The following is a 16,323-nucleotide window of genomic DNA, read 5'->3' on the forward strand; positions in this document are numbered from 1 at the left end:
CGCTGATGACTGATGCAACCGAGCGAACCGTTACGCCACGCAAATCACCCCGCTGGCTCAACCGGGACCGGATGTCGGTCCTGCTGATCGCCCTAGGCTGCGTCGCTCTGCTTCTGGGCGGCTCGCTATTGTATCCCGGCTTCCTGAAGCCCGGCTACCTGTTGCAGCAGCTTCAGATCGCCGCCTTTCTTGGCATCATCGCCACCGGCGCCATGATGGTGATCCTGCTCGGCGAGATCGACCTTTCAGTACCGTGGACCATCACGGGGACGGCGATTGTCGTCATCTCGGCCTCCGGCAGCTCCAATCCCCTGGTCGCCAGCCTGACAATTCCGCTGGGTCTGTGCCTCGGCATGGCGGTCGGCTTTTTGAACGCCATCGGTGTCGCCATCTTTCGCGTTCCTGCGATGGTCTGGACGCTGGCCGTCAACGCCATGCTGCTGGGCGCCGCGGTTTTCTACACCGGCAACAGCCGCCCCAACGGTGAAGTCCCCTGGCTGGCAACCCAGGCGGCGACCGGCAGGAGCTTCGGCGTCCCCAATGCTTTTCTCGTTTGGGCCGTCCTTGCAGCGATCACCGTCTGGATGCTCAAACGGACCGTTTATGGAAACTACCTTTATGCGCTCGGCAATTCGCGACGTGCCGTGTTTCTTGCCGGGGCACGGGTTCATCTGGTGAGAGTGGCAACCTTCGTCCTTGCAGGGTTGTTTTCCAGTTTCGGCGCCATCCTCCTGCTAGGCTACACCAACCAGGCCTATCAGGGTATGGGGGACCCCTATCTCATGCCGGTCATCTCGGCCGTGGTAATCGGGGGAACCTCGATTCAAGGCGGTCGAGGCAACTATATCGGCACCTTCGTCGGGGCTCTCTTCATCACGCTTCTGTCGTCGATCCTTTCCGTGATGCAGATGCCCCCCGCCGCACGCCAAATAGTCTTCGGCGCAATCATCCTGGTCATGTTGCTGATCCACGGCCTCACCGACAAGAACGGCGACATCTGAGGGCGCCAGTTAGATCGGAAGGTCTGGACGTCTGGATGATGCTCGAGGACTTACGAGGAGGCTGCCCGAGCCATCGCGGAAGCCATCGAAGAACGAAGCCAACTGCACAGGCGATTTCGCAGGCAGCCACTTACTGCAAGGCGGCGGCAGCGCCACTCGAAGGACAGGACCAAACATGCGCATCGTGGACATCAGGGAAAAGACAGTCTCGATTGCCTCCCCCATCGCCAACGCTTACATCGACTTTTCCAAAATGACTTGCTCGGCCGTCGCCGTGATCACCGACGTCGTACGTGACGGCAAACCTGTGGTTGGCTACGGTTTCAATTCGAATGGCCGATATGGACAGGGCGCCCTAATGCGCGACCGTTTCTTCGCGCGAGTTCTTGGCGCCGATCCGGAAACGCTCATTGACCATCAGCAGAATAACCTCGACCCGTTCGCAATCTGGAAGACTCTCATGACCAACGAGAAACCTGGTGGCCACGGCGAACGGTCCGTGGCGGTGGGCACCATAGACATGGCCGTCTGGGACGCCGTCGCCAAGATCGCCGGCGTTCCGCTGTGGCGCCTCCTGGCGGACCGTTACCGGGCAGGCGTGGCGGACGAGAAGGTTTGGGTCTACGCGGCCGGTGGTTATTATTATCCTGGCACGGACCACTCGAAGCTTCAGGCGGAGATGCGAGGTTATCTGGACCGCGGCTACAAGGTGGTGAAAATGAAAATCGGCGGCGTGCCGCTGGATGAGGATCTGCGCCGCATCGAGGCCGTTCTGGAGGTGGTCGGTGAGGGCAAATATCTGGCTGTGGATGCCAACGGACGCTTCGACCTGAAGACCGCCATCGCCTATGCCGAGGCGATCCGGCCGTACCGCCTGTTCTGGTACGAGGAGCCTGGGGATCCGCTGGACTACGCGCTACAGGCGGAACTGACGCGCCACTATGACGGCCCGATGGCGACGGGCGAGAACCTTTTCTCGCATCAGGATGCGCGTAACCTCCTGCGCCATGGCGGCATGCGGCCCGACCGCGACTATCTGCAGTTCGACTGCGCCCTCTCCTACGGCCTGGTTGATTATCTCCGCACGCTGGAGATCATAAAGGCGCTTGGCTGGTCCTCACGACGCGTAGTGCCGCATGGCGGCCATCAGATGTCGCTTAACATCGCCGCGGGCCTGCATCTGGGCGGCAACGAATCTTATCCGGACGTTTTCCAGCCCTTTGGCGGCTTTGCCGACGGCATTGCCGTGGAAGACGGCTATCTCGGGCTACCGGATATTCCAGGTGTCGGCTTTGAAAAGAAGGCCGAACTGTTTACGGTCTTCCGACAATTGCACTAGAACTGGCCCTGATGGCACGGTACCTCTTATTCGCTTTCAACGAGCGTCGGCGATCGTGAACATGCAAATGTGGAGTTCTTGAGGGTACTGGAGAGAAAGGTGCTCCGGCTATGGTCTTGGATGATCCACGACGCAAATCATCTCCGCCACAACGAGGGAGGGGCTCAAGCTCAAGATCGGCGGTCATCAGTCGTCGTCCGCTTCCCCTAACGAACTGGCTCCTATGTCCGACCTCAACGTCGTTTGGCCGCTATCAGGCGGCCTCCTCATTGGCCTTTCGGCGGCACTGTACCTGCTGCTGAACCGCGGTATCGCCAGGATATCGGGACTGACCGCGTCAGCCTTGGGTTGGATAGGCCCTGGGATTAGTCCGCTCGCCAATCAGGCCGGCTGGATCGAACCTTGTCGGTGGAACCCAAACTTTACGGTCTTATAGAATTTGGCTGAGGAACTGTCTGGTTCTCGGATATTTCGCCTTGGTAAAGAACTCAGTCGGCGGCCCGTGCTCCACGATTACGCCGTGATCAGTAAAATAGACGTGGTCAGCGACTTCGCGGGCGAAGCCCATCTCATGGGTGACGAGGATGCAGGTCATCCCCTCGGCCGCGAGTTCCCTGATCGTCAGCAACACCTCCTTCACCGTCTCCGGATCGAGCGCTGCCGTGACCTCGTCGAACAGCATGACGGCCGGACGCATGGCCAAACTGCGCGCGATCGCCACGCGTTGCTGCTGACCGCCCGAAAGCTCTCCCGGATAGGTATCCTCTTTGCCCTGCAGGCGGACCTTGGCGATCAGCGCACGGGCGCGTTCCTCTACGTTCCCTCTTCGGCTCTTTCAGCACCAGGGCCGGTGCCATTATGATGTCTTGTGTGAAAAGAAGTTGTATTGCTGGAAGACGATGCCGACCTTCTTGCGCAGCGCGAGGAGGTCTAGCTTCGGGTCGTTCACCTCCTGTCCTTCGACCTTGATCGAGCCCTTCTGGATGTTGTTGAGCCCGTTGATGCAGCGGATCAGCGACGACTTGCCCGAGCCGGACGGGCCGATAATGCAGATCACTTCGCCCTTGCGTACGTCGAAGCTTACGCCCTTAAGCACCTCCAGGGCGCCGAAGGGTTTGCAGATGGGCGGCCGCGAGACACCGTGCGCTGGTCATTTCGGGGTACGACGAGGTCAATCACAAAGCCGCGCCCGAACTCGCGACACTTGGAATAGCCAACAATCTCCGCCACGGCTCAATGTGCCAATTGGGGGCATCCTATGCGAGCAACGCAAGTATCTCGCACGGTCTGTTCCGAATACGCGCGCATCCAGCGCGGCGATCTCTCCGAGCCTCTCACGGGGCAGTTCGCTCAATTCTCCATCCAGAGCCAGATTGGCCGGAGTTCTTGCGGAGGCCTCTGCTGCCCGACGAGATGCGCTGACTGAAACAGCTTGAGGATTATAACCTGCCACTTCGCCTTCGACGCCTGGAAGAGGCCGACCAGTTCATCCAGAATGGGTTTCGGATCGGAATTCTCCTCCGGCTGGTCGACAATAAGCGAGAGATCGTCAGCATCGTCCAATTTAAGGCAGAGGAGCAGAAGCACGATTCCGCGCATACCGGGAGAAAGCTTTGGTGATTGCGCCTCTTCGCAATCGATTCCGTAACGCAGGCCGATATGGTCTGCGCTGAACAGCCACTGCTCGAAATTCCGCGACCAAGCGCGACGAGGCTGGACTGGGGTCGTCTTCGCGAGACACCGAAGCAATTCGTATCGACCCCAAAAGGCTCAGGTCCCCGCCACTTCATTTTTCGAAAAGATGGGATGACGGGCTATGTTGTTGATGAGATCGCGTCCAGTGTAAGCCAATACGATTTTGATTCATTGGACGGTTCACTCAATCGACGCATGACGGCAAGCACTTTGCCGGCAAGCTTCCGTGGTCAAAATAGCAGCGCGGATATTCACCTATCTCCAGATGAGCGTTTCTTGTATTTTTCCAATAGAGGGCATAATAGTATTGCCGTATTTGAAGTTGACCACGAAACGAGCCATGTTTGCGCTAAAAGAAAACATCTATTCGGGCGGAGAATTGCCGCGCAACTTTGCTATCATATCGTCGGTGCGATATTTGATTGTTGCCAATCAGGGCACCAGTTCGTTGGTGGTTTTCGAACGCGACGTGAGCAGCGGATCGCTTCGGAAGATCAGCCAGACGTTTGCCGGCACGCCAATGCGCGTCAAAATCTGGCGGCAATCGTCATCTTCATAAACGGTTGGTAGACCCGTCAGTTTTAAATCCGCTCTTTCTTCACACAGGACGATGTAGAGCAGGCCGCCGCGACGGCTTTCTGAATGAACTCGAGCGATCAGGCATCGACCGTGCAACGGTTTCGAAACGCTCGGGCTGTGACGCCCATCGGCTCTCGGAGTACGCTAAAGGGTGGAGGCGTTTCGCCAGATGGCGATCTCGCGGTGGCGACTGGTCTGAGCGACCATAGCCGCTTGTACCGCGTGCCGAGTAAGTGTTTTGCGTTTTGAAGCTTTGACCATTGGCGAGAGGCGTTCCGAGCTTCACCAACTCGTGCGTCTCCGCCTCCGGATTATGAGGCGGCTCGATGAGGTCGAGCGCTCTGCAGATCTGGTTCTGAAGGCAGCGGCCGAGGTGATCGAAGCTGTGTCGCTCGAGCGTGACCGGCCGATGAGGATGCCAAGGGCCAACTGGACGGTTGGTCTCTGAAAGCATCAGCCAGTCAGTCATTCCGACGCTCAGGAAAGCTGCGGCACCTTTCCCTTTCCAGCACGCCTGCCACCAAGTCGCCGGCCGGTGTACGCGGCGCGTCATGCGCAGAGTGGTGCTCGGCGAGAAATGTATATTCGGGCATCCGCTCAGCGGCCTCGACAAAGCAGTCAAGAGCCGTTTCGATCCAAGTGGCGGCGGAGCGATAGGCGGCCATCTGTGCTTTCTCCATATCCTGCCCTTTCCGCCTTGAGATAAGGCCCTTGCCACCTTCAAGCTGCTGACGCGAGAGAGATTCGAAGCGCGCGTTCTCGTTGTCCTTCCTCTCCTGCAAGAGAGGCTGTGCATTGTCAAAACCAGTGTCGCGCTTGGGCAATTCGTTGGGGCCGACGAAGCTCAACGATGGAACATTATGTCGTGGAGGGGGTCTTATTTCACGCCGAGGTGTTTGATGTCCGGATGCGGTCCGCTGGATTTCATTTGTCGAGGGAAAAGGCTTTCTATTAACCGCTCTCGAAAGCAGCAGCGGTTTGCAACGGCGTCCATGAGCTGGCTAGGACCGTTCTAATGGTCCGCTTCTAGGACCCCGGCGGGCTCGCTCCAATGGCTGTGGTGAGGCGCTTGGCAGTCAGTCTGCTTTCGGGCCGGAAGCAGAGGTGGACGGATGAAGCCGACGTGGCGCTGGCCCCGTTATGCCAAGAGTGGTGGTAATCGAGGCGCTCCTAACACCACAATCATGGCTCGGCGCTGCATGTCGGCGTTATGGCATGTGTGCCGTCCAGACGGTAGAGGTCGTCCCCGCTACGGCAGCCTGAATCAGTCGGTCGGCGAGGATCGCCAGGAAGGCGATCGACAGGCCGGCGATCAGGCCCATGCCGGCATCAGCCTTGCCGAGCGCGACATAGACCGCCTGGCCAAGGTCGCGCGTGCCGACAAGAGCGGCGATGGCCAGCATCGACAGCGCCGCCATGATGGTCTGGTTGAGGCCGAGCATGACGACCGGCAAGGCGAGGGGCAATTTGGCCTGCAGCAGCGTCTGCAGCGGCGTCGCGCCCATCTGCTCGACCGCCTCGACGACATCGGCGCGCACATGCCGCAAGCCATGCTCGACATAGCGGATCGGCGGCACGATGGCGTAGAGCATGATGGCGATCAGCGCCGTGAACTCGCCGACCTTGAAGAACATCAGCGCCGGGATGAGGAAGACGAATTGCGGCATGGTCTGCAGCGCGTCGCAGATCGGCTTCAGGGCGCGGGAGACCCGCTCACTATGCGCCGCCCAAACACCAAGCGCGCCGCCGACCAGAAGACAAAGCAGCACCGCCAGCGTGCAGAGGTAGAGCGATTGCACCAGTTGCGGCCATAGGCCGTTGACCAGGATCAGCCCGAAGCCCGCCACCGCGAAGAGGCCGAGCCGCGGCCCGCCTACCTGGGCGGCAAGCAAGGCGACGGCAAGGATAAAGACAGGCCACGGCAGATCGAGGAAGCCGGTGTAGAGAACGAGGCCGGCGGCGGCCACCGCGACCGCAGCCCGCCAGCCGAGGCGGCGCGCGGCCAGAACGGCCAAGGCCAGTACCAGGACGACATAGACGGCCAGGGCCCACGGTGGCAGCGAGAAGCCCCACATTGCCGGCGTCGCCGAACCCGAAATGCCGACGCGCATCGGCAGAAGCAAGCAGTAAAGCACGGCGTTGCGAACGCCGTTGAAGAACCAGGCATAGTCACGCACCAGCCCCAGCAGCCATTGGTTCACGGCGCCCATCTGCATGCGCAGCCCCGTTTCCGGCAAAAGCGTCGCATCGGGCGCGGCCAGCCGGATGACGACGGCCAGAGCCAGCGCGATCGTCAGAGACAGCACCAGCCAGCGCGGCGTCATCCAGCGCATGACGCGCGTCGGTCCGGTTTCCGGCGCCTTGGCGAAGCCGATGGTGAGGCGGTCGATGAGGATGGCGAGCAGTGCGATCACCAGGCCGGACAGGATGCTCTGGCCGAACTCGGCCTTGCGCATCGAGGACAGCACTTCCCAGCCGATATCCTCGAAGCCGCCGATGATGGCGGCGACGATCACCATCGACAGCGCCGCCATCGTCGTCTGGTTGAAGCCGACGAGAAGTTGAGGCAGCGCCGTCGGCACCTCGACCTGCCAGAATTGCTGGCGGCGCGTGCAGCCGCTCATCAAGCCGGCCTCGCTGATCGCCGCCGGCACCCGGTCCAATCCGAGCATCGTGTTGCGCACCATCGGCGGCGTCGCATAGATCGCCGAGGCGATCAGCCCGACCACCGGGCCGAAGCCGAACAGCAAGAGCAGCGGGATGAGGTAGGCGAAGGCCGGCACCGTCTGCATCAGGTCGAGCGCGCCGTTGAGCACCGGACGCCAGCGCGGAAGAGCGTAACCCAGAACGCCAAGCAGGAAGCCGAGCACGGTCGAGATCGGCACCGCCAGCAGCACCAGCGCAAGCGTGTTCATGCTCTGCGGCCAGTAGCCGGCGAGCAGGATGTAGGCGAGCGTGGCGAGCGCAAAGATCGCCAGCCGCTCGCCACTCGACTTCAGCGCAAGGACGGCAATCGCCAGCATCACGGCCGGCCAGGGCAGCCAGGCGAGAACCAGTCGCGCGCCGCGCATCGGCGCATCGAGCAAGGCTGAGAGCGCCCGGAACCCCGGCTGGATGACGGCGACGGCCACGTTGGTCACGGCGTTGATGTAGGAGGCCAGCGGCAGCGTCCATTCCTTGGGGAAATTGACTAGCCAGGGAAACTCGGTTTTCAAAATCAGGCAAAGCGCCGTCAGCACGGCCAGCGCGCACCAGGGAACAAGGGCCGGCGCGATGACGAACCTTTGCGCGGATGGTGCGATCGCGGCCGGCGCCGTCATGAGCTTTTGCGCCTCGCCTGCTCGCGCTGCAGCACCGCAAGCACCGCGCCGGCGCTGAGCACCGCCGGCGGGCTGTCAACCGCACCGGGAACGGCGAAGGCACCCACGCCGGAGGCAAGCTGCGGGATGAGCGCCTCGAGGCTGGTGTCGGCGGCGACGCTGCGCTCCGGCAGCGCCGCGCCATTGGCCGGCGTGGCGATGTCGCCGGCCGTGATGACGCGCAGCAGCGGCATGTCCTCGGTGAACTGCGCGACATAGTCGTCGGCAGGGTTGAGCACGATGTCGGCCGGGCGGCCGATCTGCACGATCTTGCCCGCCCGCATGATCGCCAGCCGGTCGGCCAGGCGGAAGGCCTCGGCGATATCGTGGGTGATGAAGATGATGGTCTTCTTCAGCATGCGCTGCAGGCGCAGGAACTCGTCCTGCATCTGCTTGCGGATCAGCGGATCGAGCGCCGAGAACGGCTCGTCGAGGAACCACAGCTCCGGCCCCACCGCGAGCGAGCGGGCGATGCCGACGCGCTGCTGCTGACCGCCGGAAAGCTGGTGCGGGAAGGACGTCTCGCGGCCTTCGAGCCCGACCAGCGCGATCATTTCGCGGGCGCGGGCCTCGCGCTCCTTCGCCGGCTTGCCCTGGATCTTCAGCGGGAAGGCGACATTGTCCAACACGCTCAGATGCGGCAGCAGGCCAAAATTCTGGAACACCATGCCCATGGCGTGGCGGCGCAGCTCGGTGAGCTCCTTGCCACTGGCGGCGAGCAGGTTCCTGCCGTCGAGCAGGATCTCGCCGGCGCTCGGCTCGACCAGGCGCGACAGACACCGCACCAGGGTCGACTTGCCGGAGCCGGACAGGCCCATGATGACGAAGATCTCGCCGGTCGCCACCTCGAAGCTGGCATCGACCACGGCCGGCAGATGCGCCTCGGCGCGCAGACGCTCGGCCAGCGCATCGGGGTCGATCACATAGCCGCGCGAGTCGAAATAATAGTCCGGACGCCGGCCATAGACCTTCCAGACATTGCGGCAGGCAAGCTTTATCGGACGTGAGGCGGGGGTCATCGGAGCTATCCATGCGACTTGCTTGCCCGGCTCCGCGCGCCGCGGAAGCCGGGCATCGATTGCCTTTCAGCCTTATCGAGGCATCAGGTCGATCAGCCCTTGGCGCCGTCGACCCAAGGCTTCCACACTGCCTCGTTCTTGTCGATCCAAGCCTTGACCACGGCGTCGAGGTCCTCGCCTTTCTTGTCGACGGCAAGCATCATCTTCTCCTGCTCGCTGGCGTCCATCTTGAATGCCTTGAGGAAGGCATAGGCGGCCGGCCATTTGGCGCCGAAGCCCGACCAGACGATCTTGTCGACATCCGGCGGGGTGATGCAGTGCTCGTTGGTCTGCTCCTTGCAGGGCGGCATGGTGACCCAGCCGACGTCGTTTTCGGCCAGCGCATAATGCGGCCCCCAGAACATCATCACCAGCGGCGTCTTGGCCGCCTCAGCGGCTTCGAGCTCGGCCACGAGCGCGCCCTCGGAACCGGAGGGAACGGCGGTGTACTGCATGTTGTTGTCGGCAAGGATCGTGGCGGCCCGCGAGCCCCAGTCGGCCGGATAGTCGAGGAAGCGCGCATTGGGCGCGGTTTCCGGCGTCGACAGCACCTTGATGCAATCCGGCTTGTTGAGCGCCGTCCAGTCGGGCAGGCCGGGGCAAATCGTCTCCATAAATTTGGGGTAGATCCAGCCCTCACGCGTCTTCAGGTCGAGCTTGCCGATATCCTCGATCTGCTTGGCGGCGAGCGTCTTCGGATAGATGTCGCCGACATTGTTCATCCACACTTCGACCGAGGCGCTGAGCGAGCCGTCGGCGAGACCGGAAAACTGCGGGAAGTTGCCGGCGGTGACGTATTCGACCTTGTAGCCGAGCTTCTCCAAGAGCTGTCCGGCAATGTGGGTGGAGACATGCGCGCCGGTCCATTCCAGCATCGCAAGCTTGATCGGCTCCTCCTTGGCGCCGAGCTCGGCGCTGAGGCCGGGCGTCGTGGCGGCAAACGCCAGAGCCAGGCCAATTCCTGCATTTCTCAGTCTGTTAATTCTATTCGGCATGATCGTTCCCCTGTCTGGATGTTGTGGTTCGAGTTTCATCCTTGATGGCGAGGCTGCCGCTAGCCTCTTTCCGCGCCACTCCCCTGGCCGCGGAGAATTCCGTTATCGCGCAAAGCTGATGACGTACCTCCCTTTCGACTGGCCCCGTTCGAGAGCGACAAGTCCTGCCGACACGTCTTCCAGCGCGATGACCTCGACCGTCGTTTCAAGCGGCTTATCCGCGTGCATGGCGACCAGCTCGCGCATCTCCTGCCTTGTGCCGACGCTGGTGCCGGTGATGAGGACGCCGGTGGCCGTCAGCCATTCCTGGATGAGCGGCACCGGCTGGAAGACCATGGCTGCGGCGATGATCCTGCCGCGCGGCCGGATGCCCGCGACCATGGCGTCCCAGGTGGCGGTGGTCGGCGCGAAGTTGATGCAGGCGTGATATTTTTCACTCTTCGCCGCCAGCCGCGAGGGCAGGCCGCTGTCGGCGATTTCGGTTTCCACGGCACCGTAGCGGCGAGCGATCTCCAGCTTCGCCGGATCGCGATCAACCGCGAACACGCTGACGCCGAGCCGGCCGGCAATCTGCACGGCATAGAGGCCGAGGCCGCCGCAGCCAAAGACGATGCATTTTTCGCCAGCTTTCAGCCCCGCCCGTTTCACAGCGCCGTAAGCGGTGACGCCGGCACACATCACCGGCGCGGTGGTCACCGGATCGATGGCTTCGGGAAGCGCCACCGCGAAGCTCGCGTCGCAGACGACATATTCGGCAAAGGCGCCGGGCACGTTCAAGCCATGCGCGCGATGATGCTGGCAAAAGGACTCGTAGCCGTCCAGGCATTCATCGCAACGGCGGCAGGTGTCGTGGATCCAGGGCACACCTGCACGATCGCCGAGCGACCAGCCGCCGACGCCCTCGCCGATCGCCTCGACGCGGCCGATGCCCTCATGACCCATGACGAAGGGGGAAGGCGCGTGCAGCGGAATGCTCTCGCCGCGCCAGATATGCACGTCGGTATGGCAGACGCCGCAAGCCTGAAGCCGTACCAATATCTGACCGGGGCCGGCGACGGGACGCGGCACGCTGGTGACCTCGAGCGGCTCGCCATAGCTGCCTAGGACCGCGGCCCGCATCGTTTGTGTGTGCGACGTCATCGATAGTCCGTCCGGCATCTGCTTGCCTTCGCAGCCTAGGCCTGTCAAAATCATATGACAATACAAAAATTTGTTAGAGCGTACAGATTCTCGTCGGATATACGAAACCCATGGCGACCAGGACGAAAAAACAACGCACCCGCATCGAGGACATCAGGCGGGTCGAGCTGATCGAGGCGGCGCACCGCATCTTCCTGCGCGACGGACTCAAGGGCCTGACGACGACCCGCATCTGCCATGAGGCCGGCATGTCGCAGGGCATCCTGACCTATTATTTCAAGAACAAGGACCAGGTACTGTTCGAGATGGTGCGGTACGCCAACCGTGTCCTGATGGACGCGGTGGTGGTCAATCTGCGCCAGGCCGAGACCCGTTGGGATCGCTTGACGGCCATCGTCGACGGCAATTTTCCGGCGGAGAAATTCGAGCGCAGCACGGCCAACGCCTGGATTTCCTTCTACGCGGAAGCCGCGCACAATCCGCGCTATGCCCGGCTGCAGGAGCTGTTCTACAAGCGGCTGCGGTCGAACATCGGCTCGGCGCTTTCGCCGCTGTGGTCGAGAGAGGAGATCGACCATTTCGTGCGCGGCTTCGCCGCCATGCTGGACGGCTTCTGGCTGCGGCGCGGCCATTCCGACGACGACATCTCGCATCTGGAGGCGAGAGCGCTGCTCGTCGAATATTCGGAAAAGATGCTTGGCGCGGGTATGGTGTCGAAGCTGAAGCGGCTTCAGCCGCAGGCGGCGTGACATCCCTGTCGACCCCCTCGCCGGCAGCGAGCGGTTGAAAACGCTCCTTGCCGGATTGGACGTCACCATAAAGCTCCGCCGGTGATCTGGATATTTTCCATGGTGATCCCCTTGGCGATATCCGAACAGAGGAAGACGGCAAGCGCCGCGATCTCTTCAGGCTGCAGCATGCGCCCTTGGGGATTGCCTTTCCGGAATTCGTCCATCGCCTCCTCGACGCTGCGGCCGTTGCCCTCGCGCGCCACCACTTGCGCGACGTTGCGGCGCATCAGCTCGGTCTCTACCCAGGTCGGGCTGATCATGACGCAAGTGACGCCGTGCGCAGCACCTTCCAGCGCAACACAACGGGTCAGGCCGAGCAGGCCGGCCTTGGAAGCGCAATAGGCAGGATTGTCCTTCCAGCCGACGGACGCCGCGGTCGAGCCGATGTTGACGATGCGGCCCCAGCCGCGCTCGATCATGCCGGGCAGCACGGCGCGCGTCGTGCGGAAGGCGCCGGTGAGATTGGTGTCGACGATCTTGTCCCAGAGCTCGTCGGAATGGCCGCAGACGGGCTGCTCGGCGGTCGTGCCGGCGGCGTTGACGAGGATGTCGGCGGGACCGACGTCCGCCTGGGCTTCGGCAAAGAAGAGGTTGGTGAGCGCGCTGTCGCGGACGTCGAGATGCGCTGCATGGACCTTGGTGCCGTGCGCCCCGAGTGCCGCGCGGACGCGCTCGATCTCCTCCGCGCCGGGATAATAGGCCGCGTCCGTCCTGCCGGCCTGTGGCGGCGCAACATAGGAGCCGACCGCGATATTGGCGCCGGCCTCGGCAAGCGCCGTCGCTATCGCAAAGCCCATGCCGGAAAAGCCGCCGGTGACGATGGCGCTGCGGCCGGTGAGGTTGGTCATCGCAAGCGGTCTCCGTGTTCACACTGCAAGATAGCCTCCATCGACGACCATTTCGGAACCGGTGACGAATTTGGATTCATCTGAGGCGAGATAGAGGACCATGTAAGCGATGTCGTTGGGCTCGCCGAGGAAGCCAATCGGGTGACGGGAAAGCGCCTTGGCCTTCTCCTGCTCGAGTTTTCCCAGGTCGCGCAGATAATTCTCGGTCTGCGGCGTCCAGACATAGCCGGGATGGATGGAGTTGCAGCGGATGCCGTAGCGCTGCTCGGCGCAATGCACGGCGACCGCTTTGGTCAGCGTGCGCACGCCGCCCTTGGAGGCGCAATAGGCGGCAAGATCGGCCTCGCCGATGATGCCGTCGATCGAGGACAGGTTGACGATCGAGCCGCCGCCGGATTTCTTCATCAGCTTGATGCCTGCCTGGCAGCCGAGGAAGACGCCGTCGAGATTGACCGCCATGGTGCGCCGCCATTCGGTTATAGAGGTGTCTTCGATGTTTTTGGCAATCGCAATGCCGGCATTGTTGACCAGCACGTCGAGCCGCCCGAAGCGCTGCTCGATCGCCGCCATGACGGACGACCAATCCTCAGGCTTCGAGACATCGTGGCGCAGCGCCAACGCCTCGCCGCCAGCCTTGGCGATCTCCGCCGCCGTATCGCCGGCGAGGGCCTCGTCGATGTCGCTGACGACCAGCCTGGCGCCTTCCGATGCCAGCAAGAGCGACGACGCCCGTCCGAGGCCGAGACCGGCCCCGGTAACGAACGCCACCTTGCCTGCCACGCGGCCCATTGCGGCATCAGCCTCCCTTGTTCAACGGCTCCAACGGCCTGCCCAGCCAATCGCGGTAGAAACCTTCCAGATCGGGCTCGAAATCATGCACGATGGGGTAGCCGGGGGCGGCCGACTCGACCTCGTGCAGTGTGCCGCATTGCGGGCAGATGAATTCGCGGATTTCCATCCAGTCCGGATCCGGCAGGTCGCTGTTGGGATAGATCTCGCGCAGCGATTCCTCTGTGTCTCGCACGATGATCGCCGCCTTCAGCTTCCAGTTCTTGCGATAGTCACCGAAGGAGTGGCCGCATTCGCATTTCGTCACCCGCTCGTCGCCGCTCTGGCAGATGAAGAGATGGTCGCCGACGGGGAGCAGGATCGGATCCTTCCAGCCGACACGTTCCTGCAGGACCGCGACATATTTGAAGAAGCGGTCGTCATCCTTGTAGGCGCTCATGATGCGGCGCGTCTGCGGCCAGGGCAGCGTGCCGGAAACCAGATCGGCGATGACTTCCTTGCTGTATGAGGTCATGGTCTCTTACTCCACGCCGAGGGTCGATTTGGCGTCGACATCCCAGAAAGTCGAAAAATCCCTGGCGAAGCGCGCAGAAAGCTTGATCGCTCTGGCATACATCTTCTTCACCTCAGGCGCGAAATCGGACGTCTTCACGCGTTCGCGCTCCTTGGCAATCCACTCCGAAACCGGTTTTGCACGCGCCAGCCGCTTTGCCCGCATCTCGGCGCGATGGCGTTTGGTGGCGTCCAGATTGGCGACCGGAAAACCTTCCTCGTCCTCGTCGAGCACGATGCCGAAGATGCCTTCGGCGGCTTCCTTGGTGAGGAAACCATTCTCGACATCCCAGGCGGTTTTCACCGGATCGCGCTCCAGCACGTCGCCGTAACCGCCGCCGCCATTGTAGGAATGGGTGAAGACATCGCCGGTCTTATGCGGCGCGGTGATATATGGACCCTCCATCGTCACATGCTCGCCTTCCAGCCGAACTTCCAGCTCCGAACGATACGGATTGGTGCCAGTATGATGCGCCAGCGGCGCGCCATTCTCTGCCAGCTCGAAGATGTTCGAGTGGCGCACCGCGCGATGCTTCTGGCAGGTCGGCGCGGGATAGCCGCCGCAGAGACCGCCATTGTCGAACACCCGCGAGGAATGTTCGGACGTCACCAGCCGCAGATGATCGGTCTTCGAGACCAGCCAGGTCGACAGGAACGAGCAGCCGCCGCGATATTTGCCTGCGCCGCCGGAGTTGGGAACGATCGACCTGCCGATATAGAGCATCGGCATGTTCTGCTCCCATATCTCGATGTTGCCCATGTCGGATTCCGGATTCCAGCCGACATAGGCGGTGTCGAGCCCATCCTTGATGGCCAACGCGCCGGAGCCGGCGGCGGCGCATTCGAAATGCGCCATGCCGAAGGGCGTGCCGTACTGACTGGTGCCGCCCATCTCGATCATCGGGCTGTTGACCTGGCCGACAAAGGCCTCCTCAACAAAGCCGCGCGCGATAAAGGAGCGCGACAAGAGCCGCTGGAACACGCCATAGGCCGGCAGAAGCAGCGCCCAGGAGGTGGCCGTCGCAACCATCTCGTTGTCAGGATTGGTCCAGGTGCCGTGCGGCAGCTTCAGCTCGGTGGCCATCCAGGCGCCATCATTGACCAGGCCCTCGAAATTCATGTGCTGGGTCAGCGTCACGAACATGCCGCCATCCATGCCGGCCGGCGTGCAGTTCATCGAATGGTAGCCCCAGGGCTGCGTGCCCTCGAAGTCCATGACGATCTTGCCGTCGGTGGTGATCTCCATCTCGATCGGGATGTTGTAGAGCCAGTCGGGATCGCCGAGCGGCTGATAGCCCGGCTTGCCCTTGGTGACGTGGCCGTAGAAGGTGTGGCCGCGATAGATGCCGGGCACGGTGAGCTGGCGCGTGCGGGCGAGCTGAGCTCGGCGGCCCTCCTCGATGAACTCCTTCGACACCTGCATCCAGTAGTCGAGGCCGATCTCGTCGATCAGCGCCTTGACGCTTTCGCGCATGTCGATGCAGGAGGCGACCTTGGCCTTCTCATCCAGCACCCAGTAGATCGGCATGCGGAGATTGCGCTCGCAGCGGATGACGTAGTCGCGCCTGAGCTCGTTATTCTCGCCGACCTTCTCGGCGCAGACGAACAGGCCTTCGGTGAAGCGCTCCTGCGCCAGCGCCACGTCACCGCCCGGCGTGATGCCGCCGGCCTCCAACTCGTGGCAGACGGCGCCCGCCCAGCCAACCAGCTTGCCGGAGTGGAAGATCGGCACCACGTCCATCACGTCCGGCACCTGCACGGTGCCGATGAAAGCGTCGTTGTTGGCGAAGATGTCGCCGTCGCGTATCTGCGGGTTCTCCTCGTAGCCGTTGCGGATCATCCATTTGATGAAGCGGCTCATCGTGTGCACATGCACCATGATGCCGTTGGAGAGCGCGATGGCGTCGCCTTCCGACGTGTAGATGGCGACGACCATCTCGCCGACCTCGCGCACGCCGGGCGAGGCGGAGATGCGACGCGCCATCTCGCGCGCCGACACGCAATAGGCGCGCAGCTTGGTGTGCAGCGTCTCGAACTTCAGCGGGTCCTGGTTGCGCAGCTTGAGCTCGGTGATGCCGTCATAGCAGCCGGTCTCTTCCATCAGCCGTTCGGATTCGAGCAGCCTTTCGCGGATGCGGAGCGCAGAGGCGGGTTTGTCCAGCATGGCGTTCGCCCTT

General features: G+C 62.4%; 13 protein-coding genes and 3 pseudogenes. 5 read left to right on the forward strand and 11 right to left on the reverse strand.

The features are described 5' to 3' along the window. Nucleotides 1-5 precede the first annotated feature (5 nt). The 3 genes and pseudogenes from EJ072_RS04960 to EJ072_RS36520 form a co-directional block, all read left to right on the forward strand. Nucleotides 6-1,001: an ABC transporter permease gene (locus tag EJ072_RS04960; protein ID WP_126078815.1), complete on the forward strand. Its 996-nt coding sequence runs from the start codon at nucleotides 6-8 to the stop codon at nucleotides 999-1,001. A 175-nt stretch (nucleotides 1,002-1,176) separates the two neighbouring features. After that, a complete protein-coding gene (locus EJ072_RS04965; RefSeq protein ID WP_126078816.1) occupies nucleotides 1,177-2,340 on the forward strand; it encodes a mandelate racemase/muconate lactonizing enzyme family protein in 1,164 nt (387 codons plus the stop codon). A 223-nt stretch (nucleotides 2,341-2,563) separates the two neighbouring features. Then, nucleotides 2,564-2,689 (forward strand): annotated as a pseudogene (locus tag EJ072_RS36520) (YeeE/YedE family protein); the annotation flags it as partial. Nucleotides 2,690-2,770: 81 nt separating this feature from the next. On the opposite strand, the pseudogene EJ072_RS04975 reads toward EJ072_RS36520, so the two are convergent. Both EJ072_RS04975 and EJ072_RS37465 read right to left on the reverse strand, forming a co-directional pair. Then, nucleotides 2,771-3,436 (reverse strand): annotated as a pseudogene (locus EJ072_RS04975) (amino acid ABC transporter ATP-binding protein). Between the two features lie 311 nt (nucleotides 3,437-3,747). Further along, nucleotides 3,748-4,047, reverse strand: a pseudogene (locus EJ072_RS37465) (hypothetical protein); the annotation flags it as partial. Here EJ072_RS37465 and EJ072_RS04985 point away from each other — a divergent pair. Then, nucleotides 4,000-4,605 carry a beta-propeller fold lactonase family protein gene (locus tag EJ072_RS04985; RefSeq protein ID WP_245491011.1) on the forward strand — a complete coding sequence of 202 codons (606 nt, stop codon included), beginning with the start codon at nucleotides 4,000-4,002 and terminating at the stop codon, nucleotides 4,603-4,605. The pseudogene EJ072_RS37465 and the gene EJ072_RS04985 overlap by 48 nt on opposite strands. Before the next feature lie 470 nt (nucleotides 4,606-5,075). Here the strand turns inward: EJ072_RS04985 and EJ072_RS04990 are convergent, their stop codons facing one another. The 5 genes from EJ072_RS04990 to EJ072_RS05010 all read right to left on the reverse strand — a co-directional run bounded on the left by EJ072_RS04990 (nucleotide 5,076) and on the right by EJ072_RS05010 (nucleotide 11,166). Then, nucleotides 5,076-5,462, reverse strand: a complete 387-nt coding sequence (locus EJ072_RS04990) for a hypothetical protein (protein ID WP_126078819.1) — start codon at nucleotides 5,460-5,462, stop codon at nucleotides 5,076-5,078. 360 nt (nucleotides 5,463-5,822) lie between these two features. Next, the gene (locus EJ072_RS04995; RefSeq protein WP_126078820.1) at nucleotides 5,823-7,934 is read right to left on the reverse strand and encodes an ABC transporter permease subunit; all 2,112 of its coding nucleotides are present in this window, start codon (nucleotides 7,932-7,934) and stop codon (nucleotides 5,823-5,825) included. After that, entirely contained in the window at nucleotides 7,931-8,992 is a 1,062-nt protein-coding gene (locus EJ072_RS05000; RefSeq protein ID WP_126078821.1) for a betaine/proline/choline family ABC transporter ATP-binding protein, read from the reverse strand. The genes EJ072_RS04995 and EJ072_RS05000 overlap by 4 nt, the downstream gene beginning before the upstream one ends. Nucleotides 8,993-9,084: 92 nt before the next feature. Beyond that, nucleotides 9,085-10,026, reverse strand: coding sequence for an ABC transporter substrate-binding protein (locus tag EJ072_RS05005; RefSeq protein WP_126078822.1), 942 nt, complete (start codon nucleotides 10,024-10,026; stop codon nucleotides 9,085-9,087). Between the two features lie 102 nt (nucleotides 10,027-10,128). Beyond that, nucleotides 10,129-11,166, reverse strand: a complete 1,038-nt coding sequence (locus tag EJ072_RS05010; protein ID WP_189343221.1) for an alcohol dehydrogenase catalytic domain-containing protein — start codon at nucleotides 11,164-11,166, stop codon at nucleotides 10,129-10,131. A gap of 110 nt (nucleotides 11,167-11,276) precedes the next feature. Here EJ072_RS05010 and betI point away from each other — a divergent pair, with 110 nt between their 5' ends. Continuing rightward, entirely contained in the window at nucleotides 11,277-11,915 is a 639-nt protein-coding gene (gene betI / locus EJ072_RS05015; RefSeq protein ID WP_126078824.1) for a transcriptional regulator BetI, read from the forward strand. A gap of 62 nt (nucleotides 11,916-11,977) precedes the next feature. Here betI and EJ072_RS05020 read toward each other — a convergent pair whose 3' ends face one another. From EJ072_RS05020 to EJ072_RS05035, 4 genes are read right to left on the reverse strand one after another with little or no spacing between them, the layout of a single operon-like run. After that, on the reverse strand, nucleotides 11,978-12,805 hold the full coding sequence (locus EJ072_RS05020) for an SDR family NAD(P)-dependent oxidoreductase (RefSeq protein WP_126078825.1): 828 nt from the start codon (nucleotides 12,803-12,805) through the stop codon (nucleotides 11,978-11,980). Between the two features lie 18 nt (nucleotides 12,806-12,823). Then, on the reverse strand, nucleotides 12,824-13,594 hold the full coding sequence (locus EJ072_RS05025) for a glucose 1-dehydrogenase (protein WP_126078826.1): 771 nt from the start codon (nucleotides 13,592-13,594) through the stop codon (nucleotides 12,824-12,826). 7 nt (nucleotides 13,595-13,601) lie between these two features. After that, nucleotides 13,602-14,108 (reverse strand): acetone carboxylase subunit gamma, encoded by a 507-nt coding sequence (locus EJ072_RS05030; protein ID WP_126078827.1) that lies wholly within the window; start codon nucleotides 14,106-14,108, stop codon nucleotides 13,602-13,604. A gap of 6 nt (nucleotides 14,109-14,114) precedes the next feature. Further along, nucleotides 14,115-16,310: a hydantoinase B/oxoprolinase family protein gene (locus EJ072_RS05035; protein WP_126078828.1), complete on the reverse strand. Its 2,196-nt coding sequence runs from the start codon at nucleotides 16,308-16,310 to the stop codon at nucleotides 14,115-14,117. Between the last annotated feature and the right edge of the window lie 13 nt (nucleotides 16,311-16,323).

This window comes from Mesorhizobium sp. M2A.F.Ca.ET.046.03.2.1, assembly GCF_003952425.1.
Taxonomy (GTDB): Bacteria; Pseudomonadota; Alphaproteobacteria; order Rhizobiales; family Rhizobiaceae; genus Mesorhizobium.